22 protein-coding genes and 1 pseudogene are annotated in these 23993 nt (G+C 76.5%); 12 read left to right on the forward strand and 11 right to left on the reverse strand.

Annotated features, from left to right (window positions below):
* Positions 1-20 precede the first annotated feature (20 nt).
* Positions 21-902, forward strand: a complete 882-nt coding sequence (locus E9565_RS09415; RefSeq protein WP_236834778.1) for an NmrA family NAD(P)-binding protein — start codon at positions 21-23, stop codon at positions 900-902.
* Entirely contained in the window at positions 899-1534 is a 636-nt protein-coding gene (locus tag E9565_RS09420) for an NAD(P)-dependent oxidoreductase (protein WP_236834780.1), read from the forward strand. Before E9565_RS09415 ends, E9565_RS09420 begins: the two co-directional genes overlap by 4 nt.
* A gap of 10 nt (positions 1535-1544) precedes the next feature.
* Here the strand turns inward: E9565_RS09420 and E9565_RS23175 are convergent, their stop codons facing one another.
* Entirely contained in the window at positions 1545-2297 is a 753-nt protein-coding gene (locus tag E9565_RS23175) for a MerR family transcriptional regulator (protein WP_236834782.1), read from the reverse strand.
* A 77-nt stretch (positions 2298-2374) separates the two neighbouring features.
* Between E9565_RS23175 and E9565_RS09430 the strand changes: the two genes are divergently transcribed.
* On the forward strand, positions 2375-3076 hold the full coding sequence (locus E9565_RS09430; protein WP_236826366.1) for a class I SAM-dependent methyltransferase: 702 nt from the start codon (positions 2375-2377) through the stop codon (positions 3074-3076).
* 45 nt (positions 3077-3121) lie between these two features.
* Positions 3122-4009: a haloalkane dehalogenase gene (locus E9565_RS09435; RefSeq protein ID WP_236834784.1), complete on the forward strand. Its 888-nt coding sequence runs from the start codon at positions 3122-3124 to the stop codon at positions 4007-4009.
* A gap of 7 nt (positions 4010-4016) precedes the next feature.
* Here E9565_RS09435 and E9565_RS09440 read toward each other — a convergent pair whose 3' ends face one another.
* Both E9565_RS09440 and E9565_RS09445 read right to left on the reverse strand, forming a co-directional pair.
* Positions 4017-4613 (reverse strand): TMEM165/GDT1 family protein, encoded by a 597-nt coding sequence (locus E9565_RS09440; protein ID WP_236834786.1) that lies wholly within the window; start codon positions 4611-4613, stop codon positions 4017-4019.
* A gap of 87 nt (positions 4614-4700) precedes the next feature.
* Positions 4701-6200 (reverse strand): diguanylate cyclase domain-containing protein, encoded by a 1500-nt coding sequence (locus E9565_RS09445; protein WP_304505899.1) that lies wholly within the window; start codon positions 6198-6200, stop codon positions 4701-4703.
* A gap of 269 nt (positions 6201-6469) precedes the next feature.
* Between E9565_RS09445 and E9565_RS09450 the strand changes: the two genes are divergently transcribed.
* Complete coding sequence (locus E9565_RS09450) at positions 6470-7528, forward strand: MFS transporter (protein ID WP_236826369.1); 1059 nt, start codon at positions 6470-6472, stop codon at positions 7526-7528.
* Between the two features lie 7 nt (positions 7529-7535).
* On the opposite strand, the gene larC is transcribed toward E9565_RS09450, so the two are convergent.
* From larC to E9565_RS09465, 3 genes are all read right to left on the reverse strand, one after another.
* Positions 7536-8741: a nickel pincer cofactor biosynthesis protein LarC gene (gene larC / locus E9565_RS09455; RefSeq protein ID WP_236834788.1), complete on the reverse strand. Its 1206-nt coding sequence runs from the start codon at positions 8739-8741 to the stop codon at positions 7536-7538.
* A complete protein-coding gene (locus tag E9565_RS09460; protein WP_236834789.1) occupies positions 8738-11311 on the reverse strand; it encodes a diguanylate cyclase domain-containing protein in 2574 nt (857 codons plus the stop codon). The genes larC and E9565_RS09460 overlap by 4 nt, the downstream gene beginning before the upstream one ends.
* Positions 11312-11412: 101 nt before the next feature.
* Complete coding sequence (locus E9565_RS09465; RefSeq protein ID WP_236834791.1) at positions 11413-13086, reverse strand: GGDEF domain-containing protein; 1674 nt, start codon at positions 13084-13086, stop codon at positions 11413-11415.
* Between the two features lie 107 nt (positions 13087-13193).
* On the opposite strand from E9565_RS09465, the gene pheA reads away from it, so the two are divergent.
* Both pheA and E9565_RS09475 read left to right on the forward strand, forming a co-directional pair.
* Entirely contained in the window at positions 13194-14141 is a 948-nt protein-coding gene (gene pheA / locus E9565_RS09470) for a prephenate dehydratase (protein ID WP_236826373.1), read from the forward strand.
* Positions 14142-14164: 23 nt separating this feature from the next.
* Complete coding sequence (locus E9565_RS09475; protein WP_236826374.1) at positions 14165-14437, forward strand: hypothetical protein; 273 nt, start codon at positions 14165-14167, stop codon at positions 14435-14437.
* 6 nt (positions 14438-14443) lie between these two features.
* On the opposite strand, the gene E9565_RS09480 is transcribed toward E9565_RS09475, so the two are convergent.
* Positions 14444-15331 carry a ketopantoate reductase family protein gene (locus E9565_RS09480; protein ID WP_236834793.1) on the reverse strand — a complete coding sequence of 296 codons (888 nt, stop codon included), beginning with the start codon at positions 15329-15331 and terminating at the stop codon, positions 14444-14446.
* Between the two features lie 44 nt (positions 15332-15375).
* Positions 15376-17517: an MMPL family transporter gene (locus E9565_RS09485; RefSeq protein ID WP_236834795.1), complete on the reverse strand. Its 2142-nt coding sequence runs from the start codon at positions 17515-17517 to the stop codon at positions 15376-15378.
* A gap of 77 nt (positions 17518-17594) precedes the next feature.
* Here E9565_RS09485 and E9565_RS09490 point away from each other — a divergent pair, with 77 nt between their 5' ends.
* Positions 17595-18083: a MarR family winged helix-turn-helix transcriptional regulator gene (locus tag E9565_RS09490; RefSeq protein WP_236826377.1), complete on the forward strand. Its 489-nt coding sequence runs from the start codon at positions 17595-17597 to the stop codon at positions 18081-18083.
* Here E9565_RS09490 and E9565_RS09495 read toward each other — a convergent pair.
* The 3 genes from E9565_RS09495 to E9565_RS09505 form a co-directional block, all read right to left on the reverse strand.
* Complete coding sequence (locus E9565_RS09495; protein ID WP_236826378.1) at positions 18074-18403, reverse strand: co-chaperone GroES; 330 nt, start codon at positions 18401-18403, stop codon at positions 18074-18076. The genes E9565_RS09490 and E9565_RS09495 overlap by 10 nt on opposite strands.
* 86 nt (positions 18404-18489) lie before the next feature.
* Positions 18490-18837, reverse strand: a complete 348-nt coding sequence (locus E9565_RS09500) for a metallopeptidase family protein (RefSeq protein ID WP_236826379.1) — start codon at positions 18835-18837, stop codon at positions 18490-18492.
* Positions 18834-20258 (reverse strand): GuaB1 family IMP dehydrogenase-related protein, encoded by a 1425-nt coding sequence (locus E9565_RS09505; RefSeq protein WP_236834797.1) that lies wholly within the window; start codon positions 20256-20258, stop codon positions 18834-18836. The genes E9565_RS09500 and E9565_RS09505 overlap by 4 nt, the downstream gene beginning before the upstream one ends.
* A 287-nt stretch (positions 20259-20545) precedes the next feature.
* Here E9565_RS09505 and serS point away from each other — a divergent pair, with 287 nt between their 5' ends.
* From serS to E9565_RS09525, 4 genes and pseudogenes are all read left to right on the forward strand, one after another.
* Positions 20546-21841: a serine--tRNA ligase gene (gene serS, locus E9565_RS09510; protein WP_236826381.1), complete on the forward strand. Its 1296-nt coding sequence runs from the start codon at positions 20546-20548 to the stop codon at positions 21839-21841.
* The gene (locus tag E9565_RS09515) at positions 21838-22749 is read left to right on the forward strand and encodes an HAD family hydrolase (RefSeq protein ID WP_236834799.1); all 912 of its coding nucleotides are present in this window, start codon (positions 21838-21840) and stop codon (positions 22747-22749) included. Before serS ends, E9565_RS09515 begins: the two co-directional genes overlap by 4 nt.
* An 11-nt stretch (positions 22750-22760) precedes the next feature.
* Positions 22761-23564 carry an HAD family hydrolase gene (locus E9565_RS09520; protein WP_236826383.1) on the forward strand — a complete coding sequence of 268 codons (804 nt, stop codon included), beginning with the start codon at positions 22761-22763 and terminating at the stop codon, positions 23562-23564.
* Positions 23565-23706: 142 nt separating this feature from the next.
* Positions 23707-23993 (forward strand): annotated as a pseudogene (locus E9565_RS09525) (MCP four helix bundle domain-containing protein); the annotation flags it as partial.

Raw genomic sequence — 23993 nt, forward strand, 5'->3', positions numbered from 1 at the left:
TTCACATGTACCGTACACATATGACCGTCCTGGTGACCGGCGCCTCCGGCAACGTCGGCCGGCCCGTCGTCGACCGCCTCGTGGCCGGCGGGATCGCCGTCCGCCGCGCGGACCGCAGCCCCGCCGATCATGCCGGGCCCGGCGCCGAGGCCGTCCGCTTCGACTTCACCGATCCGGCCACGTGGCCGGCCGCCTTCGCCGGCGTCGAGACGGTCTTCCTGGTCCGCCCGCCGGCGCTCGGGGACGTCCGGCGCGACCTGCTGCCCGCGGTGGCCGCGGCCCGGGACGCCGGCGTCGGCCACGTCGTCTTCCTGTCGCTGCAGGGCGCCGAGCGGATCCCCGTCGTCCCGCACGCGACCGTGGAGCGCTGGTTGCGCGGCTCCGGCATGTCGTGGACGTTCGTGCGCCCGTCCTTCTTCACGCAGAACCTGTCGACCACCCACGCCGCCGACATCCGCGACCGGGACGAGCTGGTCCTGCCGGCGGGGGACGGGCGCACGGCGTTCGTGGACACGCTGGACGTCGCCGACGTCGTCGCCGCCGTCCTCGCCGAGCCGCGGGCGCACCGCGGGCGGGCGTGGACGGTCACCGGGCCGGAGGCGCTGACCTACGGCGAGGTGGCGGACGCGCTGTCCGAGGTCCTCGGCCGCCGCATCACCTACCGCCCGACAGGCGTGCTGCGGTACGTCCGCCACGCGCGCACGGCGCTCGGGATGGGCGCCGGGATGGCGTGGGTGACCGCCGGCATCTACACGACCGCGCGGCTCGGGCTGGCCGCCGGCCTGACCGGTGACGTGCGGCAGGTGACCGGGCGCGACCCGCGCCCGGTGCTCGAGACCGTGCGGCGCGAGGCGGGGGCGTGGCGCCGCCCGGAGACCGTCCCCCGGGAGGAGTCGTCGTGAAGGTCGCCGTGCTGGGGGCCACCGGGCGCACCGGCCGCCCGCTGGTCGAGGAACTGCTCCGCCGCGGGCACGAGGTCACCGTGCTCGTGCGCGACCCGGCGAAGCTGGGGGAGACGGCGGGGCGGGTCCGCGTCGTCCCCGGCAGCAGCCGGGACGAGGTCGCGCTCACCGAGCTGGTCTCGGGTGCGGATGCGGTCGTCTCCGCCCTGGGCCCGGTGGGCGGCGACCACACGCTGCACCGGGACACCGCCGCGGCGCTGGTCCCGGTCATGCAACGGACCGGGGTGGCGCGCTTCGTCGGCGTCTCCGGAGCCGGGATCGACGTGCCGGGCGACCGGAAGTCCCCCACCGCGCGAATCATCTCCCTGCTCATCCAGAAGCTGGGCGGCGAGGTGGTGCAGGACAAGCCGGCCGAGCACGCCCGCTGGGCGGCCAGCGACCGGGAGTGGACCCTGGTGCGGCCGCCGCGGCTCAAGGAGGGCAGCCCGACCGGCGCGGTCGACCACGACGCCCACCGGTCGGCGCGGGCGACCTGGATCGACCGCGCCGACCTGGCGGCGTTCCTCGTCGACTGCGTCGAGCAGGACCTCTACCGGCGCCAGGCGCCGCTGGTGGCCGCGGCCAAGGCCTGACCGCACACGCTCAGCCCTGGCGCGCGGCGTTGGCCTCGACGGCGGTGCCCACGTACCGCGCCAGGCCGGGCGCGATCCGCTCGTAGTGGGCGGTGAACCGCTCGTCCTCGACGTACATCCGGCCCAGGCCGGCGTGCATCTCGGGCGGGCAGTCGTAGAAGTTCCGGCCGATGTGCTGCCGGTGCTCCTCCGCGAGGTCCATCGCCCGCTCCGAGTCGGCCGGGGCGCCGTCGGCCAGGGCGGCCGCGAAACGGGCCTCGAGGTCCTCCCCCTCGGCCTTGATGCGCAGCCAGTCCTCCTTGGCGTACGCCGCGGTCCTCCGCTTCGACTCCGCGTAGGCGTCCGTCTCGCCCCAGCGCTCCCGGACCTCGGCCTCGTACCGCTCCGGGTCGTGCTCGCCGAACACCTCGAACCGCTCCTCCGGGGTCAGGTCGATCCCCATGTCCCGTGCCTCCATCTCCTTCTCGACGGCCGCGACCATGGCCTGCGTCCGCTCCAGCCGGTCCCGCAGCAGCCGGTGCTGCCGGCGCAGGTGCTCGGCGGGGTCGGCGGACGGGTCGTCCAGCAGGGCCGCGACCTCCTCGAGGGGGAACCCGAGCTCGCGGTACAGCAGCACCTGGTGCAGCCGGTCGAGGTCGGCCGGCGCGTACCGCCGGTAGCCGGCCGACGTCCGCCCGGACGGCCGCAGCAGGCCGATCCGGTCGTAGTGGTGCAGCGTGCGCACCGTGACGCCGGCCAGCGCGGCCACCTCTCCCACGTTCACCGGATCCCTCCTCTCCGTGACGACGACGAGCGTGCGGCCTGACGTCGCGTCAGGGTCAAGCCTCTATGGTCGGTCCGGTGAGCGGGGGAGCGGACGGCTGGGGCGCGGTGCTGCACGAGGCGGTGCTGGACGCCGCCGCGGTGGCCGCCGGCACCCGGCTGCTCGACCTGGGCTGCGGTGCGGGCGGGCTGGCGCGGCGCGCGGCCGACCGCGGTGCCCGGGTGACCGGCGTCGACACCGACCCGGACGCCGTCGCGGAGGCGGCCGCCGCCGTCCCCGGCGGGACGTTCCTCGTGCGGCACGCGCAGGACCCGCCGCCCGGGCCGTTCGACGTCGTCACCGCCGTCCAGCTGCTCATGCACGTGGCCGACCCGGTCGCGGTGCTGCACCGGGCCGGGCGGGCCGGCGGTGTCGTCGTCGCGACCGTCTGGGGCCGCGACCGGGAGTGCGACCTGCGGGTGCTGCAGGAGGCCCTGGCGCCGCGCCGGCCCGGCCGGGGGCCCGCGGTGAGCGAGCCGGCGCGGCTGCGCGCGATGGCGGGACGGGCGGGGCTGGTGGTCGAGCGGCTCGACGAGGTGGTCGTGCCGTTCGGCTACGCGGACGCCGACGAGCTGCTCGGGCCCCTCATGGCCACGCCGGTCGCCCGCTCGGCGGCGCGCCGGGCCGAGCCCGAGGCGGTGCGGGACAGCCTGCTCGAGCACCTGGCGCCCCACCGCACCGGCGACGGCGGCTACCGGCTGCGCAACCTGTTCCGCGTGCTGGTCGCACGGCCGGCCTGAGACGGCGACCGGCGGGGATCGCCGGGCGGTGTGAGGATCGGCGGCATGGCCGACGACGTCTCGCCCGAGGACCCGTTCCCCCGCACGCGGATCACCGTCGGGGACGCCGAGATGGCCTACGTCGACGTCGGCACCGGGGAGTCGATCGTCTTCCTGCACGGCAACCCGACGTCGTCCTACCTCTGGCGCAACGTCATCCCGCACGTGCAGCACCTCGGCCGCTGCATCGCCCCCGACCTCGTCGGCATGGGTGAGTCGGACAAGCTGCCCGACGCCGGTCCCGGCACCTACTCGTTCGCCACGCACGCGGCCTACCTGGAGGAGTTCCTCGACCGGGTCTTCGTCGGCGACCGCGTCACGCTGGTCCTGCACGACTGGGGGTCGGGCCTGGGCTTCGACTGGGCCGAACGCCACCAGGACCGGGTCCGGGGCATCGCGTTCACCGAGGCGATCGTCGCCCCGGTGACCTGGGACGACTGGCCCGCGGCGGCGCGCAACGTCTTCCAGGTCATGCGCGGCCCGGACGGCGAGGTCGCGGTGCTGGACAAGAACGTCTTCGTCGAGCGCGTGCTGCCCGCGTCGGTGGCCCGCGGCCTCACCCCCGGGGCGCACGACCGCTACCGGGCCCCGTTCGCCCGGCGCGAGGACCGCTGGCCGACCCTCGAGTGGCCCCGCCAGCTGCCGATCGAGGGGGAGCCGACGGCGGTCGTCGAGGTGGTGGGGCGCTACGGGGCGTGGCTCGCCGGCAGCGACGTCCCCAAGCTCTTCATCGACGCCGATCCGGGGTCGATCCTGGTCGGGCGGCAGCGGGAGTTCGTGCGCACCTGGCCGGCGCTCACCGAGGTCACCGTCGCGGGCAGCCACTTCGTCCCGGAGGACTCCCTGCACGAGATCGGCCGCGCGGTGGCCGACTGGATACCGACGCTGCCCTGATCGCCGGTCAGGTGAGCGCGCGGACCGTCTCGACGGCCGCGACCACGGCGAACACGAGGAACAGGCCCGCGGCGACCCGGCGGATCAGCGGGATCGGCAGCCGGTCGGCCAGCTTCTTGCCCAGGAACACGGCGAGCCCGGAGACCACGAGCAGCGCGGCCCAGGCGCCGACGAACACCGACAGCGGCTCCTCGTAGCGCGCGGCCAGCCCGGCGGTGGCGAGCTGGGAGAGGTCGCCCCACTCGGCCGCGAACAGCACGCCGAAGGAGATCGCCGCGGCCCTCAGGAACGACGTCCGCTCCCGGGCGTCCGCGGCCGCGCCGGCGTCCTCGGCGCCCGCGGTGGCGCTGCGCCAGAGGATCACCGCGCCCGCGAGGAACAGCAGCGCCACGACGCCGGTGACCAGCGCCTCGGGCAGCAGCGAGAGCAGCGACCCCGCGGTGACCGCGATCGCCACCTGAAGGCCGAAGGCGGTGCCGACGCCGACGAACACCGGCAGCGGCGGGAAGCGGGTGGCCAGCACCAGGCTGGCGAACAGCGTCTTGTCGGGCAGCTCGACCGGCAGCACCAGGACGAAGGCGGCCAGCACGACCGACCAGATCACGGGAACCCTCCTCGCACGGCTCTGCCGGGCGGGGCTCGGGCAGGCGACCTCTCGGCGGTCCACGGTAGCGGCCGCCGGACGGCCGGGTCAGGGAGCGGGGACGGTGGGATCGGTCACCGGGCGGGGCGCCGGGACGCGGGCGCCCCGGCGGGCCGCCTTCACCCGGTACATCGCGGCGTCGGAGGCGGCCAGCGCGGAGTCCGGGGTCTCGCCGGGCCCGCAGAGCGCCACCCCGATGCTGATGCCGACGGCGTGCACATCGCCGTTGGGGCGGCGGAGGGGGGCGTCGAACGCGGCGGTGATCCGGTCGGCGATGACCTGGGCGGCCCGCTCGGAGCCGGCCTCCGGGCAGAGGACGACGAACTCGTCGCCGCCGATCCGCGCCACCGTGTCGCCGGGGCGGATCGCCGCGGCCAGCCGGCGGGCGGCCTCCACGAGCACCTCGTCACCGGCGGCGTGCCCGGCGGTGTCGTTGACCGGCTTGAACCCGTCGAGGTCGCAGTAGAGCACCGCCATCGGACGGCGGGCCCGCTCCGCGGCGGCGAGGGTCTGGTCCAGCCGGTCGAGGAGCAGGTTGCGGTTGGGCAGGCCGGTGAGCGGGTCGTGCAGCGCGGCGTCGCGCAGCGCGTCCTCGAGGGCCCGCTGCTCGGTGACGTCGGAGAGCGTGACGACGGCGCCGAGCAGGTCGCCGTCGGCGCCGTGCACCTGCACGCCGGAGCAGGAGATGCGGCGGAACGGCCGGCCCGGCAGGGCGATGCCCATCTCGGCGTCGTCGATCCGCCCTTCGGCGTAGATCCTGCCCAGCGGCACCTGCTCGGGGGTCAGCGGCTGCCCCGTGACGTCGGTGAGGGCGAAGGTGACCGGGATGTCCGCCGGCTCCACCGTCGGGTCGGCGTCGAGGCCGTGCCAGCGGCGGCTGGCGGCGTTGAAGAGGGTCACCCGACCCGCGGCGTCCGCGCCCACCACGCCGACGGGCAGCACCTCGAGAAGGGACCGCGTGAAGGCCGTCGAGCGGGCCAGCTCCTGGTGCGCCCGGGCGGTCTCGGCCCGGGCGAGCTGGCTGGCGGCGGCGAGGTCGGCGAGCTCGCGCGCCTGCTGCCCCACGCGGAGCAGCGCGGCCACCGCGGCGGCGACGTCGGCCAGCCGGGCGCGCTCGGTGTCGGTGAAGGCGTGCGGCACCACGTCGAAGACGCAGACCGCCGCCACCGTGCGGCCGTCCACGACCACCGGGACGGTGCCGAAGGCGCGCATCCGTGCGCGGCGCCCGTCCAGCCACGGGCTGCCGGCGAACGCCGGCTCCAGCGCGAGGTCGTCGCAGGTCTGCACCCCCGGCCCCCGCGCGAGCACGGTCGCCACCATGGAGCCCTCGCGCGGCCAGGAGGCGCCGCGGAAGCCGTGCACCGCCAGGACGTGCATGACGGCGGTGTCCATGGTGATCACCGAGGCCCAGGGCGTCCCGGTGACCGCGGCGGCCACCCGCACCAGGCCCTGGAGCGCGGGGTCGGCGTCCATGACGGGCAGCTCGGAGTCCGCCTCGCGGGCGTCCGGACGCGTGGGCACCGGCGCGGGCTCGGCCGTGCTCGTCATCTCGTGTCCCCCCGCGGGCAGGACCGGCGCTTCCGGTCCGTCCAGTTTCGCAACGGCGCGCACGCTACGGCGGTTGAGCCCCGGCGTGTCACTTCCCCCGCACGGGTCATCCGCGTCCGGCGGTTTCCCGTGGAACACCGGTGCGCTCGGGCCGTCCCGGGTCTACCGTGCCGGTCATGCGCCGACATTGATCCGCACCGCCCCCGCTGCCCCCGGCGGCCAGACCGCTCACCCGCCTGGCCATCGGCTGGGCCGCGCTGTCGGAGTGGGTGCCGCTGTACCCGCTCTACGCCCTGCTGTTCCTCGACGCCGGGGTCTCCGCCGCCGAGCTGTCGCTGCTGTTCGGCCTCTGGTCGGTCACCGGCCTGCTGGCCGAGGTCCCGGCCGGGCTGCTCGCCGACCGGTGGTCCCGCCGGGGCGTGCTGGCCCTCGCGGGCGTGCTGCAGGCGGCGGCCTTCGCCCTGTGGACGGCGACCCCCTCGACCGGCGCCTTCGCGGCCGGGTTCGTGCTGTGGGGCCTGGCCGGCGCCGGCACGTCGGGCACCGCGGAGGCGCTCGTGCACGACGGGCTGGCCGCGGTCGGCGCGGCGGGCTGCTTCGCCCGGGTGAACGCCGCCATGACCGCCGCCGAGCTGCTCGTGCAGGTGCCGACGGCGCTGGCGGCGACCGCCCTGCACGCCCTCGGCGGTTTCCCGCTGGTCGGCTGGGCGAGCGCCGCCGTCTGCCTGGCCGCCGCCGGCCTCGCCCTCCGGTTCCCCGAGGCCGTGGCCGGCGGCGCGGACGACGAGGAGCCCGCCGCGCGCCCGGGCGTCGCGCTGCGCCGCCCCGCCCTGCTGGCCGCCGTCGTGGCCGTGGCGCTGGTCGGCGGGCTGGACGGGGTGGAGGAGTACTTCCCGGTGCTGGTGGCCGACCGCGGCGTGCCCGCGGTGGCGGTGCCGGTGGCGGTGCTGGCCGTCTCGCTCGCCGGGGCCGCCGGCGCGGCGGCGGGCGGGCGGCTGGTGCGGCCGCCGGGCCGACTGCTGGGGGCGCTGCTCCTGGCGGCGGGCGCGGGGCTGCTGCTGGCCGCGGCGACGGCGGGCCTGCTGGTGGTCGCCGTGCTCGCCGTGGCCTACGGCGTCTACCTGGCGGTGCTGGTGGCCGCGGAGGCCGAGCTGCAGCGGCGGATCAGCGGGCCGTACCGGGCGACGATCACCTCGGTGGCCGGGGTGGGCGTGGAGCTGTCCTCGCTGCTGGTGTTCGCCGCGTGGGCGGTGGGCGGCGCGGGCGCCGTCGGGCTGCTCGTGCTCGCGGTGGGACCGGTGGCGGCTGCCGGGCTGCGGGCGCGGTGAGCCGGGATCAACCCCAGAGCGGGGGCGGCGCGGCGCGCGGGCCCACCGGGTGGGCCGCCTCCGCGGCGGCCGTGGCGGCCCGCAGCACCTCCTTGACCGGCAGCTCGCGGGCGCGGGCCAGCGCGGCGACGTCCTCGTACTCGACGCTCACGTTGACCACCTCACCGCCGGAGACGGCGAGCTTCACGCCGACCGGGGCGCCGAGCACCTCCACGGTGGCCTGCACCCGCTCCAGGGCGACCTTGCCGACCTCGACCACCCGCAGCCCGATGGTCGACGTCGTCGCGAAGACCGCGGCCTGCACGGCGGGCACGACCTCGGGCCGGCAGAGGACCGACAGGGTGTGCGCCGGGCGGCCCTTCTTCATCAGGATCGGGGTGAGCCACGCGTCGGACGCCCCCGCGGCGAGGAGGTCGTCGAGGACGCCGGGCCACACCCGCGGGTCGAGGTCGTCGACGTTGGCCTCGAGCACGACCGGGCGGGCCGGCGCGGGGTCGCCGCCGTGGCCCAGCACCAGCCGGACGACGTTGGGCTGCTGCTCGGGGTCGCGCGCGCCGGCGCCCACGCCGACCCGCTCGACGCGGAGGGCGGGCAGCGTCGTCCACTCCTCCACCCGGGCGGCGAGCAGCGCGGCGCCGGTGGGCGTGCACGTCTCCGCCGGGACCGCCCCGGCGTGCACCGGCGCCCCGGCGAGCAGTTCCAGCACGGCCGGGCCGGGGACGGGGACGACGCCGTGCGACCCGCGCGCCGTGCCGCTGCCCAGCGCGACGGGCGACGCGGTCAGCCGCGACAGGCCCAGGTGCTCGAAGGCGGCGACCACGCCCACCACGTCGGCCAGGGCGTCCAGCGCGCCGACCTCGTGGAAGTGCACCTCCGCCGGGTCGACGCGGTGCACCCGGCCCTCCGCGACGGCCAGCCGCTCGAACACGTCGAGCGCGCCGTCGCGCACCGGTGCCGGGAGCGCCGCGGACCGGAGCAGCTCCCGGACGTCGGCCCAGGTGCGCCGCACGTCCGACGGCGGGGCGTGCACGTGCACCCGGGTGGCGCCGAGGCCGTGCCGGGTGACCTGCTCGGTGGTCAGCCGCACCGGCTCGACCGGCAGCGCGGCCACCGCCCGCGCCGGCACGTCCAGCGGCACCCCGGCGTCGACCAGGGCACCCAGCAGCATGTCCCCCGAGGCGCCCGCCGCCAGGTCCAGCCACCCGATGGTCATGACGACGTCCGCGCGCTCCTGCGTGCGACGCGGGCGGCGAAGATGCCGGCCGAGCAGCCGTCGTCCACCGCGGTGACGACGACACCGGAGCCCGCCGGGTGCAGCATCGACACCAGCGCGCCCAGCCCGCCCAGCCCGCCGGGGTGCGCGGCCGACGTCGGGACCGCCACCACCGGCACGTCGGTGCGGGCGGCGATCGAGGAGACCTGCGCGGCGTCGGCGCCGGCGACGACGACCAGGCAGTCGGCGTCCTCCGGGAGCGGGTCGCCCTCGACCAGCACCACCTCGGTGCCCGCGACCCGGGCCACGAAGGCGGCCTCCGCGGTGGCGACGGGGTCGGCCCCGTCGGTGCGCAGCACGGCGGTGCGGCCGGCCGGCCGCGGCAGCGGGCCGACGGCGGCGGCCTCCGCGGCGCCGTCCACGGTGGTGCCGGAGCCGTGCTCGGTGGCCAGCGCCACCAGGGTCGCGGGGGCCGCCCGGACGACGAGCACCGGGCGGTCGGGGGTGTCGCGCCGGGCGTCGCGGACGAGGGCCAGCACCTGCTCGGTGCTGCGGCCGGCTGCCCGGACCACCGCCGGGCCGACCTCCTCGGCGGGGCGGCGCACGGTCGCATCGGGCACGAGGAGCGGCTCGCCCGGGTGGGGACGCCCCAGCGGGGGGTGCGGCTCGCCCAGCAGCGCGGCGAACCCGGCGGCCTCCTCGCGGACGGCGGCGACGGCGCGGGCGGCGTCGCCGTCCGGGGTGGTCCGCGGGGCCGGCGTCCCGGGTGCGGGGGCCGGGGCGGCGCCGTCGGCCGCCCGGGTCTGGGTGAGCGCGGAGAGCCGGACGACGCGGTCGCGGCCGCTGCGCTTGGCGTCGTAGAGCACGCCGTCGGCGGCGGCGAACAGGGTCTTGCGGTCGTCGCCCCGGGTGGCCGAGGCGATGCCGGCGCTGATGGTCACCGGGACGTCGAGGCCGAGGTCCACCCACGGGTAGCGCGCGACCGCGGCCCGGATGCGCTCCAGCGCCCGCTCACCCTGCTCCGCGGTGGTCTCGGGCAGCAGGATGACGAACTCGTCGCCGGCCCAGCGGCACACCTCGTCGGTGTCGCGCACGCCGGCGACCAGCAGCTCGCCGACGGTGCGCAGCACGGCGTCGCCGGCCGGGTGCCCGGCGGTGTCGTTGATCGCCTTGAAGTTGTCGACGTCGACCACGGCCAGCGCCGGCACGTCGCCGGCGGCGAGCAGCCCGTCCAGCCGCGCCTCGGCGTAGCGCCGGTTGGGCAGGTGGGTGAGCGGGTCCTCGTAGGCCTGCCGGCGCAGCTGCCCGGCGGCGCGCTCGGTCTCCAGCAGGCTCTTGCGCCGGCCGAACAGCTCCACCCAGCGGGTGCGCCGCTCGTCGACCCGGTCCAGCTCGTCGGCCAGGTAGGCCTGCAGGTACGGCAGCGCCCGCCCGGCGTCGTCGAGGTCGGCGTGCAGGGTGCACAGCTCGCGGAGCGCGGCCCGGCGCACCCGGGGCAGTCCGTGCTCGGTGGCCAGGGTGAGCGCGGCGACCAGGTGCTCGTCGGCCGCCCGCCCCTCGCCCTGCCGGCGCAGCGCCCGGCCCAGGGCGAGCTCGGCGGAGGCGGTGCGGTCGCGGTCGGCGGTGGCGGTCGCCTGCCGGACGGCGGCGCGGAGCGGCCCGACCGCCGCCACCTGCTCGCCCATGCCCACCAGGGCCCACCCGTGCACGACCTGGGCCGCCACGACGCCGGGCGACTCCGGCGGCAGCTGCACCAGCGCCTGCTCGGCCAGCGCGCGTGCCTCGGCGAAGTAGGGCGCGGCGGACTCGGGGGCGCCGTCGTCCAGGAGCCCCTCGCCGAGCTCGGCGCACAGCTCCCCGAGCCGGGTGGCGGCCACGGCGACGAGCACGTCGCGGTCGGGCTCCGCGGCGGGGCCGGCCGCGACCGCCTGCGCGGCCTCCAGCGCGCGCCGCTGGTAGTCCAGCGCCAGCGGCATGAGCTCCAGGTCGGCGAGCACCCCGGCCAGCGTGCCCAGCGTGTCGACCAGCAGCGGGCTGGGGGTGAGCTCCGGGTCGAGCAGGCTCGCGGCCTCCACCGCCTCGTCCATCGCGGCGTCGATGCGCCGCGAGAGCAGCTCGATGCGCGCGTGCCGAGCGAGGCCCGCGGCCCGCTGGAGGGCGTCGTCGGCGGCGTCGAACGCGGCCTTCGCCGAGCGGACCAGCGCGATCGCGAGGGCGGCGCGGGAGGCCTGCTCCGCGCGCGGGTCGGCGTCCGGGTCGTCGGGGGAGCCGTCGATCAGCCCGGCGACACCGGCGTGCAGGTCGAGGGCGGGCCCTGCGGGGGAGACGGGCTCACCCACGAGGGTGAACCCGGCGACGCGCAGCCGGCGCACCAGGAGCTCGGCGCGCAGCGTGTCGGCCCACGCGCGGCCCAGCGACGCCGGGGCGCCCTCGGGCGCGTCGGGCGCAGGAGTGGCGGCGACGTAGGGCGAGGGGTCCCGCTCGACCCCGGCGAGCAGCCGCTCGGCGTCGTCGAGCTGCCAGTTGCTGAGGGCGGCGGTCACCCGCTGGTGCAGGGCTCCCGGTGGCACGAGCGCACTGTGCATGTCGTCACCGAGCGTGTCGAGGACGTCACGGGAAACGCGCCGTCCCCCGTCCGACGCGTCCCTCCCGTCCCACGCGTGCAGCGTGGTCACCCGCCCGCCCCCCGGTCCGGGGGAGCCTCGGCGGGGCCGTGCGCGCGCACCCGGTTGCGGCCCAGGCGCTTGGCGGAGAACAGGTGCAGGTCGGCGGTGTCGAACAGCGACCGCCAGCCGGCGACCGGGCTGGGCTGGCCCTCGGCCGCCGCCGGCGCCGTCGCCACGCCGATGCTGACCGTCACCGGCGACGAGAGCTCCAGGTCGCCCCAGTCGGCCCCGGCGACGGCCGACCGCAGCCGCTCCATGACCACCACGGCCTGGGCCTCGGTGGCGGTGGGCAGCACCACGAGGAACTCGTCACCGGCCCAGCGGTAGACCTCGTCCCCGGTGCGGCTGTGCTCGCGCAGCAGGTCGGCCACCCGCCGCAGCACGGCGTCGCCGTGGGTGTGCGAGGTGTCGTCGTTGACCTTCTTGAACCGGTCGACGTCGACGACGGCCAGCGACAGCGGCTCCTCGCCCAGCCGCATCGAGCCCAGCCGGCGCTCGGCGCTGCGCCGGTTGCCCAGCCCGGTGAGCGGGTCCTCCAGCGCGTGCCGGCGCAGCACCGCCTCCTGCCGCTCGGCCTCGCGCAGCCGGCTGCGGCGCACGAACATCTCCGCCCACAGCTCCCGGCTGCGGGCGTGCGCGCGGCCGGTGTCGGCGCGGTAGGCCTCCAGCCAGTGCAGCGCCTCCGCGGGGCGGCCCAGGTCGGCGTTGCCCTGCCCCAGCTCCAGCAGGCTCTGCCGGTAGCGGCGGCGGTCGCCGGCGGCCGCGAACGCCCCGGACGCGTCGACCAGCAGGTCGATGGCCTCCTCGCCGGGGGCGGTGCGGCCGTCGCGCGCGGCCACGGCCGAGAGCACGCGGGCCAGCGCCAGGTCGGCGTACCCGCGCAGCCACAGCCCGCCGTCCCGCTGCAGCGTTCGCCGGACCCGGCGGAGCGGCCCCAGCGCGGCGTCGGGGTCGCCGCTGCACATCAGCGCCCAGGCCTGCACGACGTCGAGCAGGTCGGCGTCGGCCTGCTCGGGGGACCAGTCCAGCTCGCGCGCGGCGGTGGCGCAGGTGATCGCCTCGCCGGCCAGCTCGGCGGCGCGCTCGGCCTCCCCGCGGCGGCGCATGGTCTGGGCGAGCTCGACGTGCTGGCGGGCCGCGAGCAGGAGCAGCAGCCCGCGGTCGCCGACGTCGGGCAGCGCCGCGGCGACCTGGTGCCCGCGGACCGCGTGGTGGACGGCGAGCTCCTCCAGGTCCAGGGCGGAGAGGGTCAGCGACAGCCAGCGGTGCGCCTGCAGCAGGGCGCGGGAGGGCGGCAGCGACGGGCTGTCGGTGAGCAGGCTGGCGTCGACGGCGAGCAGCATCGCGGCGTCGAGGTGGTCGGCGGTCGTCTCGACGTGCGCCAGGTAGGCCATCAGCAGCGCCGTCCCGGCGGACACGGGGCAGGCGTCGAGCTGCTCGCGGGCCGCGGCGATCGCGGACGACGCCGCGGCGGTGTCGCCGTCCACCAGGGCGCGCCGGGCGCCGAAGGCGTGCCGCCAGGCCTGCCAGGTCGGCCAGGAGGTCTCGGGGAAGGCCTCGTCGACCCGGTCGGCGAGGGCGAGGAACGGGGCGGGGTCCTCCCGGTCGCTGGCGTCGAGCAGCCGCCAGAGGGCGCTCTGCAGGTCGCCGGGGGCGACGCGGGCCGGTCCGGGGCTCACGCATCCCTCCCTCCGCGGCGGGGCCCCGGAGGGCCGGTGGTACCGGTCCCCGGCACCCCTACCCGGGCCGGGCGACCACGTCGTTCCGTGCGCACTACCCTCGTCGGATGCCCGGGATGCCACCCAGTCCGCCGCCGACGCGGTTCGCCTACCTGGGGCCCGAGGGTACCTTCGCCGAAGCGGCCCTGAGCAGGGCGATCGCCACCGCCGGGGGACGGCGGGACCCCCACCCGAGTGTCGCCGCGGCGCTGGCGGCCGTCCGTTCGGGGGACGCCGACGCCGCCCTCGTGCCGCTGGAGAACTCCGTCGAGGGGTCGGTGCCGGCTACCATGGACGGGCTGGCCGACGGCGACCCGCTGGTGATCACCCGCGAGGTGTACCTGGAGGTGGCGTTCGTCCTCGCCGTCCGGCCGGGGACATCGCTCTCCGACGTCCGGTCGGTCGCCAGCCACCCGCACGCCCTCGCCCAGACCACCGGGCGGCTGGCCGGGCTGCTGCCGGGGATCCGGCCGCTGCCCACCGCCTCGACCGCCGCGGCCGCGGCGGCGGTGGCCGCCGGCGAGGTGGACGCCGCCGTCTGCGCGGCGATCGCGGCGGAGCGGTACGGGCTCGAGGTCCTCGCCGACGACGTCGCCGACACCGCGGGCGCCGTCACCCGGTTCGTGCTGGTCCGGCCGCCCGGCCGGCTGCCCGCGCCGACCGGCAACGACAAGACCTCGCTGACCGTCGTCGTCGGGGACCGCACCGGGGCGCTGCTGGACGTGCTGCGCGAGTTCGCCGTCCGCGACATCAGCCTGACCCGCATCGAGTCGCGGCCCACCCGGCAGCGGCTCGGCGTCTACTCGTTCTCCCTCGACTGCGAGGGGCACGTCGCCGACGCGCGGGTGGGCGAGGCGCTGGCCGCGCTGCACCGGGTGTGCGACGACGTCCGCTTCCTCGGGTCCTACGCCCGCGCCGACGGCCGGGAGAACCGGGCGGTGCCGCCGGGGTCCTCCGACGCGGCGTTCGTCGAGGCCGGGGAGTGGCTGGCCGGGGTCCGCGCCGGCGGCAGCTGAGCCGCGGCGCGATCGAGCTGGGCGTGCTGCAGGGGCTGTACGTGCTGTTCCTGCTGCCGTGGTCGATGGTCGCCGTCGGCGGGGTCATGGCGGCGGGCAGCGCGGGCACCACGCTCGCGGCGCTGCTGGTCTACGCCTGGTTCGGCTACCCGTTCGTCGCCGTGGGGACGGCGGTCACCGCCTGGGTGCTGTTCGGCACCCGCCACGAGGTCGCCGCCCGCTGGGTGAACCGGGTCCCGCTGCTCTGGGTGGTCGTCGGCGGTGCCGTGCTGACCTGGGTCTCCACCGCCGGCTGAGCCCGATCAGTGCAGGCGGGCGCGCAGCTCCTCGACGATCAGCCGGGTGGCCGGGACGTCGACGCCGTGCCGGTCGGCCGCCCGCAGCACCGCGCCGCCGATCGCCTCCAGCTCGGTGGGCAGCCCCGCCTCGGCGTCGCGCTGCATCGACGAGCGCATGCCGCCGGGCAGCGACCAGGCGAACTCCTGCGTCGCCGCGGCGTCGCCGGCGGCCCCCTCGGCCCGCGCCACCGCGGCCACCTCGGCGATGACGGCGGTGAACTCCGCGCCGTGCTGCTCGCGGACGGCGCCCAGGTCGGCCGCGTGCCGCGTGGTCAGCAGCGCCATGGGGGCCAGGAAGCAGAGCTTGTCCCACAGCAGGCCGGCCTCGTCCGGGCGGACGGCGACGTCCACCCCGGCCGCGGTCAGGGCAGCGGCCAGCGGCTCGGCGCCCGGGGCGAGCTGCGCCGCGCACAGCTGCCCCTCGTGCCGGATCTCGCCCGGCGCGGGGCGGGAGGCGAAGACGCGGATGGTGCCGGCGACCACCCTCGCGGCCGGGTAGCGCCCGCGCAGTGCGGCCAGGTGCTCGACGCCGTTGAGCAGCGGCACGACGACGGCGCCGCCCAGCGCCCCGGCCGGCACGCGGTCGAGCGCCTCGTCCAGCTGGGTGGCCTTCGTCGTCACCAGCAGCACGTCGACCGGCCCGTCCAGCCGCTCGGCGCCGCGGACGCGGGCCGTCAGCTCGCCGTACCGGTCGCTGGTCACGTGCAGGCCCTGCTCGCCGAGGTGCGCGGCGGTCGCCGGCCGGGCCAGGCAGGTGACCGCGTGCCCCGCCCGCGCCAGCAGGGCGGCCAGCAGCCCGCCGACACCGCCCGGGCCGAGCACCGCGATCCGGAGCTGCTCCGCAGTCGTCACGGACACAGCCTGCCCGAACGCCGTGCCGGCAGACCATGCCCCCGTCAGCCCGCGGCCGCGCCGGTGAGCTCGCGGTCGGGCGCGGCCGGCTCGGTCGGGCCCTGCGCGAGCTTCCCGGGCCACCACACCGTGTCGCCGATCAGGTGCACGGCCGCCGGCACGAGCAGCGACCGGACGACGAACGTGTCGAGCAGGACGCCGAAGCCGACGAGGAAGCCGAGCTGAATGAGGATGACCAGCGGCAGCACGGTGAGCGCGCCGAAGGTGGCCGCCAGCACGAGCCCGGCGCTCGTGATGACCCCGCCGGTGACCGCCAGCGACCGCAGCACGCCCTCGCGCGCCCCGTGCCGGACCGACTCCTCCCTGGCCCGGGTCATCAGGAAGATGTTGTAGTCGATCCCCAGCGCGACCAGGAACACGAACCCGATGAGCAGCACCTGCGGGTCGCTACCCGGGAAGTCGAAGAGGTGCTCGAAGACCAGCGCGGCGACCCCCACCGTCGCCGCGGTGCTCAGCGCGGTCGTCGCCACCAGCAGCAGCGGCGCCACGACCGCCCGGAGCAGCAGGGCCAGGACCACGGTGATCACCAGCAGCACCAGCGGCACGATCACCGCCAGGTCGCGCGCGGCGGTCTCCTGCGTGTCCAGGTCCTGGGCGGTGGAGCCGCCGACGAGGGCCTCCGGGTCGATGCCGCCCACCGCCGTCCGCAGCTGCGCGACGGTGTCCTGCGCGGCCTCGCTGTCCGGGGCGTCGGCGAGGGTGGCGTCGAGCCGGACCAGGCCGTCCACCTCGACCGGCTCGGCGTCCCCGGCCCCGGGCGGACCGCCCGGCTCGCCGGTGAACGGCGCCACCCCGGCGACGCCGTCGACCTGGGACGCGGCCTCGGCGACGGCGGGCCAGCCGTCGGCCGGGGTGATGATCACCGCGGGGCTGGCGGAGCCGGCCTCGTAGTGGCGGGCCAGCGCCTCCTGGCCGGCGCCGGACTCGGAGCCGCCGCGCACCGCCTCCGACAGCGGGATGCCGTCCGCGTCGAAGGCCGGGAGGAAGAGCGCCATGACGACGAGGAGGGCGCCGCTGCCGGCGAGGTACCGGCCCGGGCGGCGGCCGACCGAGGAGGCCACCCGCTCCCAGCCGCGCCCGCGGGCGTGCTCCTCGCCGTACTTCGGGCGGAACGGCCAGAACGCCGCGCGGCCCAGCAGCACGAGCACGGCCGGCAGGAAGGTGAGGGCGGCCAGCATGGCGAAGGCGATGCAGACCGCGGAGATCGGGCCGAGGGCGCGGTTGGAGCCCAGGTCGGAGAAGAGCAGGCAGAGGACGCCGAGGATGACCGTGCCGCCCGAGGCGAGGACCGGCTCCCACGACTGCCGCAGCGCCACCCGCATCGCGGCGGCCGGGGACTGCTCGCGGCGCAGCTCCTCGCGGTAGCGGGCGACCAGCAGCAGCCCGTAGTCGGTGGCCGCGCCGACGACCAGGATCGAGGCGATGCCCTGGCTCTGGCCGTTGACGGTGATCCAGCCCTGGTCGGCCAGGAAGTAGGCGACCGCGAGCGAGACGACCAGGGCCAGGCCGGCGGTGCCGATGACCAGCAGCGGCAGCAGCGGGCTGCGGTAGACGACCAGCAGGATGAGCAGGACGACGCCGAACGCGGCGACCAGCAGCAGCCCGTCGATGCCGGAGAAGCCCTCGGCGAAGTCGGAGAAGATGGCGCCGGGGCCGGTCACGTACGCGGTCGTGCCGTCGATCCCGGGCAGGTCGCGCAGGTCGCCGATGACCTCGGGGAGCGCCTCGCCCAGGTCCGGGTCGAAGGGCAGGACGGCCTGGAGCGCCTCGCCGTCCTCGGACGGGATCGGCGGGGACGGCTGCCCCACCAGGGCGCCCGCCTCCTCCGCGATCGCGGCCGCCTCGTCGACCCGCTGCTGCGCCTCGGCCAGCGCGGCCCGGTCGAGGGCGCCGTCCTCGCTCTCCCAGAGCAGGATGACCGGCAGCGTGCGCTCGGTGCGGAACTGCTGCTGCAGCTCGGTGACGCGGGTGGACTCGGCGCTGTCGGGCAGGAAGGCGGCGGAGTCGTTCTCGGAGACCTCGGCCAGCTTGCCGCTGAACGAGCCCAGCGGGCCGGCCAGCCCCAGCCACAGCAGGGCGACGAGAGCGGGGAGGATCCAGCGGAGGGCTGAGGTGCGGCGCGGCATCGTGTTTCCTTGACGGTCGATCATCTCGATGATCGAGAGATTAGAGCGGTCCCGGGCCGCGCGCGAACGGAGGTGCGGTGGGCGAGGTCGATCCCGCGCGGCAGGAGCTGGCGCTGCTCCTTCGCCGGCTGACCGTGGAACTGGATGCAGTCGGCCAGCGGTTCGCCGGGCTGCACGGGCTGGGGCGCACCGACGTCCGGGCGCTGGTCGCGGTCATGGACGCCGCCCGCCGCGGGGAGGCGCTCACCGCCGGGCGGCTCGGCTCGGCCGTGGAGCTCAGCTCGGCCTCGGTGACCGCGCTGGTGGACCGCCTGGAGCGCGCCGGGCACCTGCGCCGGGTCCGGGACGACGCCGACCGCCGCCGGGTCACCCTGGAGATGTCACCGGAGGCCATGGCCGCGGGGGCGGAGTTCTTCGGCGGGCTGCAGCGGGACCTGCTGGTGGCGATGGAGGAGTTCTCCGACGACGAGCTCGCCGTCGTCCGCCGGTTCCTGACCGGGATGACCGGGGTGATCGAGGCGCACGCCCGCGAGACCCGGCCCGAACCCGGGGCGGCTCAGAGGTAGAGGCCGGTCGATTCCTCGATGCGCTCGGCGGCGACGGCGTGCACGTCCCGCTCGCGCAGGATCACCAGGTCCTCGCCGTGCACCTCGACCTCGTGCTGGTCCTCGGGCGAGAAGAGCACCTGGTCGCCGACCTTCACCTGGCGCACCGACGGCCCCACGCCCTTGGCCTCGCCCCACACCAGCCGCTTGGCCACCTGGGCGGTCGCCGGGATGAGGATGCCGCCGGTCGAGCGCCGCTCGCCGTCCTCCTTGCGCAGCGACACCAGGACGCGGTCGTGCAGCATCTTGATGGGCAGCCGGCCGGCGCTGTTCTCGGGCACGTCCTCGAACGCTACTAGGGCCCTCGGAGCGGCCGGGGCCGACGTGTGATCGCCCCCCGGGGCGTTATGTGCACAAAACGCCGCAGTCAGCCCCAGCCGAGCTCGTGGAGGCGGTCCTCCTCGATGCCGAAGTGGTGCGCGATCTCGTGGACGACGGTGATCGTGACCTCGTCGACGACGTCGTCCTCGGTCTCGCAGACGTCGCAGATCGCCTCGCGGTAGATCATGATCCGGTCCGGCAGCGCCCCGCCGTAGTCCCAGCCCCGCTCGGTCAGCGCGTAGCCCTCGTACAGGCCCAGCAGCTCGGGCTCGTCGGGGTTGCGGTCCTCGACCAGGACGACGACGTTGTCCAGCAGCGCCATCAGCTCGACCGGCACCTGGTCCAGCGCGTCGGCGACCAGCTCCTCGAACTGCTGGAGCGGGAGCGCGTTCACCAGTTGGTCGGCAGCGGCCGGCCCTCCTCGTAGCCGGCCGAGCTCTGCACCCCCAGCACCGCCCGCTCGTGCAGTTGGTCGACGGTGCGCGCGCCCGCGTAGGTGCAGGAGGAGCGCACGCCGGCCACGATCTGGTCGATCAGGTCCTCGACGCCGGGGCGCTGGGGGTCCAGGTACATCCGGGACGACGAGATGCCCTCCTCGAACAGCCCGGCCCGCGCCCGCTCGAACCCGGTCTGGGTCGCCGTCCGGGCCTTGACCGCCCGCGCCGACGCCATGCCGAAGGACTCCTTGTAGAGCCGGCCGCCGTCGTCGTGCACGTCGCCGGCGGACTCGTAGGTGCCGGCGAACCAGGAGCCGACCATCACGTTCGCCGCGCCGGCCGCGAGCGCGAGCGCGATGTCCCGGGGGTGCCGCACGCCGCCGTCGGCCCACACGTGCTTGCCGAGCGAGCGCGCCTCGGCGGCGCACTCCTCGACGGCGGAGAACTGGGGCCGGCCGACGCCGGTCATCATGCGGGTGGTGCACATGGCGCCGGGGCCCACGCCGACCTTGACGACGTCGGCGCCGGCCTCGATCAGGTCGCGCGTGCCCTGCGCGGTGACCACGTTGCCGGCGACGACCGGCGCGGCGCCGGCCACCGAGCGGACCGCGCGGACCGCCTCGATCGCCTTCTCCTGGTGCCCGTGCGCCGTGTCGACCACCAGCACGTCCACCCCGGCGGCCAGCAGCGCGCCGGCCTTCCCGGCGACGTCGCCGTTGATGCCGACGGCGGCCGAGGTGAGCAGGTGGCCGCGGTCGTCCACGGCCGGGGTGTAGAGCGAGGAGCGCAGCGCGCCCTTGCGGGTGATGACGCCGACCAGCCGGTCACCCTCGACGACGGGCGCCGCGCTGACCCGCTCGCCGGAGAGCACGTCGAAGATCTTGGTGAGATCGGTGCCGGCCGGGATGGTCAGCGGCTCGCGGGTCATCACCTCGGAGAGCTGGGTGAACCGGTCGACCCCCTGGCACTGCCCGTCGGTGACGACGCCGACCGGGGCGCCGCCCTCGACGACCACGACGATCCCGTGCGCGCGCTTGGTCAGCAGTGACAGAGCCTCGCCCACCGTCGAGGTGGGGGAGAGGGTGATCGGGGTGTCGTAGACCGGGTGCCGGGTCTTGAGCCACGAGACGACCTCGGCGACGACGTCGACCGGGATGTCCTGCGGCAGGACGGCGAGGCCGCCGCGGCGGGCGACGGTCTCGGCCATGCGCCGGCCGGAGATCGCCGTCATGTTGGCGACGACGATCGGGATCGTGGTGCCCACGCCGTCGGGGGTGCGCAGGTCGACCTCCAGCCGCGACCCGACGGTCGAGTGCGCCGGCACCATGAAGACGTCGGCGTAGGTCAGGTCGTGCGAGGGCCGCTGCAGGAAGCGCATGGCGGCCATTGTCCCCGATCCGCAGGAACGCCCGGAGTGAGTCCGGGGCAGTAGCGCTCTGCCCCGCCGGTGTGGGCAGAGCGCGACTGCCCGGGGGTCTGCGGTGCCCCGCCGGCGGGTCGGCCGGGAGCGCCGCGGTGGCACGGTCGGGTAGGGACCCCGCGACGCCGGCGACGACGAGGTCCTGCCGAGCCGGTGCGCACGGGGGGACGCCCGGCGACGCCCTGCGTGCCCGCCGCGCCCTGCTGCCGGGCACGCCGCCCGGGCCCGGATGACACCATGGCTCCGTGATCGACCTGCGCCTGGTGCGGGAGCACCCCGACGTCGTCCGTGCCAGCCAGCGTGCCCGCGGCGCCGACGAGTCCCTGGTCGACGCGCTGCTGGCCGCCGACGCCGCCCGCCGCGACGCGGTGAAGCGGGGCGACGACCTGCGCGCCGAGCAGAAGAGCGCCTCGCAGGCGGTCAGGAAGGCGACCCCCGAGGAGCGCCCCGCCGTCCTGGAGCGGGCCAAGGCGCTGGCCGCCGAGGTGAAGGAGGCAGAGGAGGCGCAGCGCGCCGCCGAGGCCGCGCTGCGGGAGGTGCACCTGCGCATCCCCAACGTCGTCGCCGACGAGGTCCCGCCCGGCGGTGAGGACGACGCGGTGACGCTGCGCACCGTCGGCGAGGTGCCCACCTACGACTTCGAGCCCCGCGACCACATCGAGATCGGCGAGAAGCTCGGCGCGATCGACATGGAGCGCGGCGCCAAGGTCTCGGGCTCCCGCTTCTACTTCCTCACCGGCCCCGGCGCCCTGCTGGAGTTCGCGCTGGCCCAGCTGGCGATCAGCCGCGCCGTCGCCGCCGGCTTCACCCCGGTGGTGGCGCCCGCCCTGGTCAAGCCCAGCGCCATGGAGGGCACCGGGTTCCTCGGCGAGCACGACGAGGAGGTGTACCGGATCGAGCGGGACGACCTGTACCTCGTCGGCACCTCCGAGGTGGCGCTGGCCGGCATGCACTCCGGGGAGGTGCTCGACCTGGCGGGCGGGCCGAAGCGCTACGCCGGCTGGTCCTCCTGCTTCCGCCGGGAGGCCGGCTCCTACGGCAAGGACACCCGCGGCATCATCCGGGTGCACTGGTTCGACAAGGTCGAGATGTTCAGCTTCTGCCGGCCCGAGGACGCCGCGGCCGAGCACCTGCGGCTGCTGGCGTGGGAGGAGGAGTTCCTCCAGGCCCTGGAGCTGCCCTACCGCGTGGTCGACATCGCCGCCGGCGACCTCGGCACCAGCGCCACCCGCAAGTACGACATCGAGGCCTGGTTCCCCACCCAGGGCACCTACCGCGAGCTGACGTCGACGTCGGACTGCACCACCTTCCAGGCCCGCCGGCTGGGCATCCGCTACAAGGACGCCGAGGGCCGCAACCAGACCGCCGCCACCCTCAACGGCACGCTGTGCGCCATCGCCCGCACCATCGCCTGCCTGCTGGAGGTGCACCAGCGGGCCGACGGGTCGGTGCACGTGCCGGTCGCGCTGCGGCCCTGGCTGGGCGGCGTCGCGGAGCTCACCCCCGGCATGACGCTGGTGGCCCCGGTGCCGACCGCATGACGGGCACCACGCCGCGGGCCGTCCGCGCCCACGGTGTCCTCGAGGGGGCCGGCACCGTCGTCGAGCTCGGCGACCTGGGCCCCTGGCGGCCCAAGCTGGTGGCCAGCGACCTCGACGGCACGCTGCTGGGCCCCGACGGCGAGGTCAGCCCCCGCACCCGCGCGGCGCTGGATGCCTGCTGGGACGCGGGGATCCCGGTCATCGGCGTCACCGGCCGCGGGCCCCGGCTGCTCGACAGCGTGCGGGTGGCGCTCGACGGCCGCGGCATCGCCGTCCTGTCGCAGGGCGGGTTCGTCGTCGACCTGGAGCGGGACGAGGTGCTGCGCACCGTCGCGCTCCCGCGGGGGCAGGCCGAGCGGGTGGTCGAGCAGATCGAGGCGGTGGCCGGCGACCTGCTCCTCGCCGTCGAGGACGCCGCCGAGCAGGGCGAGGTGCACGCCCGCCTGCGCGTGCAGCACGGCTTCGACTGGCCCTACCCGGAGCCAGCGCACCTGCTGCCGCGGGGGCGGGTGCTGCCCGAGCGCGCCGTGCTGAAGGTGTTCCTCCGCTCCTCGGCGCTCGGCCAGGACGAGCTGCTGGCCCGGGCCCGCTCCGTCGTCGACCCGGCCGACGCCGAGCTCACCCACGCGGGGCTGGGCTTCATCGAGGTGCTGCCCCCGGGGATCACCAAGGCCAGCGGGCTGGCGATGGCGCTGGAGCGCTACGGCGTCGGCTTCGGTGACGTGCTGGTGTTCGGCGACATGCCCAACGACCTGCCGATGCTCGCGGCGGTCAAGGACGCCGGTGGCCGGGCGGTCGCGGTGGCCAACGCGCACCCGGCGGTCAAGGCGCTGACCGCGGACCTGACCAGCGGGCACGAGGTCGACGGGGTCGCCCGCTACCTGGAGGCGGTGCTGGGCGATGTCTGACCGGTTGCGCGATGTCTGACTGGAAGCCGCGGCTGATCGCCAGCGACATGGACGGCACCCTGCTGCGCTGGGACGACACGGTGAGCGAGGCGACGGTCGCCGAGCTCGCGCGCTGGCGGGCCGACGGGGTGCCGGTCGTCCTGGCCACCGGCCGGCCGCCGCGCTGGATGCACCGCATCCGCGAGGTCCTGGGCACCGGCACCGCGGTGTGCTGCAACGGTGCGGTGCTGCTGGACCTCGAGCGGTTCGAGATCGTGCACGAGGAGCCGCTCGGGCCCGAGGTGCTCGAGTCGGTCACCACCGAGCTGCGGCGGCGCCAGCCCGACACCTGGTTCGCGGTCGAGTACGGCCTGGAGTTCCGTCACGAGCCGATCTACCGGCCGCGGTGGGACGTCGACGCGCCCGGTGTGGCCGAGGCGACGCTGGCGGAGATGGTCGCGCAGCCGGTCGCGAAGCTGCTGGCCCGGCACGAGTCGATGACCCGGGACACCTTCGTCCGCCTCGTCGACGAGGTCGTCGGGGACCGTGCCACGGTCACCACCTCCTCGACCGACGCGCTGGCCGAGATCTCCGCTCCCGGGGTGACCAAGGCGACAGGGCTGGCGCGGGTCGCGGCCCGGCACGGTGTCGGGCCGGAGGACGTCGTCGTCTTCGGCGACATGCCCAACGACATCGCCGCCTTCGAGTGGGTGCGCGACGGCGGCGGCCGGGCGGTCGCGATGGCCCACGCCCACCCCGACCTGCTCGCCGTCGCCACCGACGTCACCGGCACCAACGAGGACGACGGCGTCGCGGCGTTCCTGGCCTCGCTCTGATCCGCCCCGCCGCTCGCCCCGCGCCCGCTCGCCGCCCGTCGGTGGAGTCGGTACACCGCTCGACTGCATTCCGGCCGATCGCCTACCGAAAGGGAGCACGACGGTCCTGGAGGATCGACCGACCTCACGGAAGCGAGCAGGCATGGATCACGCGCACGACCCCGCGGCGACGGCTGAGCCGGGGACCGGCGAGACCCGGCGGGGGGTGTCCGGCATCGGACTGCGTGGCCGGCTGCTCGGCTCGATCCTCGTCGTCGCCCTCACCACGGTGGGCGTCGGCGCGTTCGGCATCCAGCGGATGTCGGTGATCAGCGACCAGGCGCAGCAGGTCTACGACCGCGGCGCCGTCCCCCTGAGCGCCCTGGAGAAGCTCGAGACCGACTGGTGGAAGCTCTCCACCAACGTGGCGCGGGCCGCCATCCCCACCCT

The sequence above is a fragment of the Blastococcus sp. KM273129 genome, assembly GCF_021698995.1.
Taxonomy (GTDB): Bacteria; Actinomycetota; Actinomycetes; order Mycobacteriales; family Geodermatophilaceae; genus Blastococcus.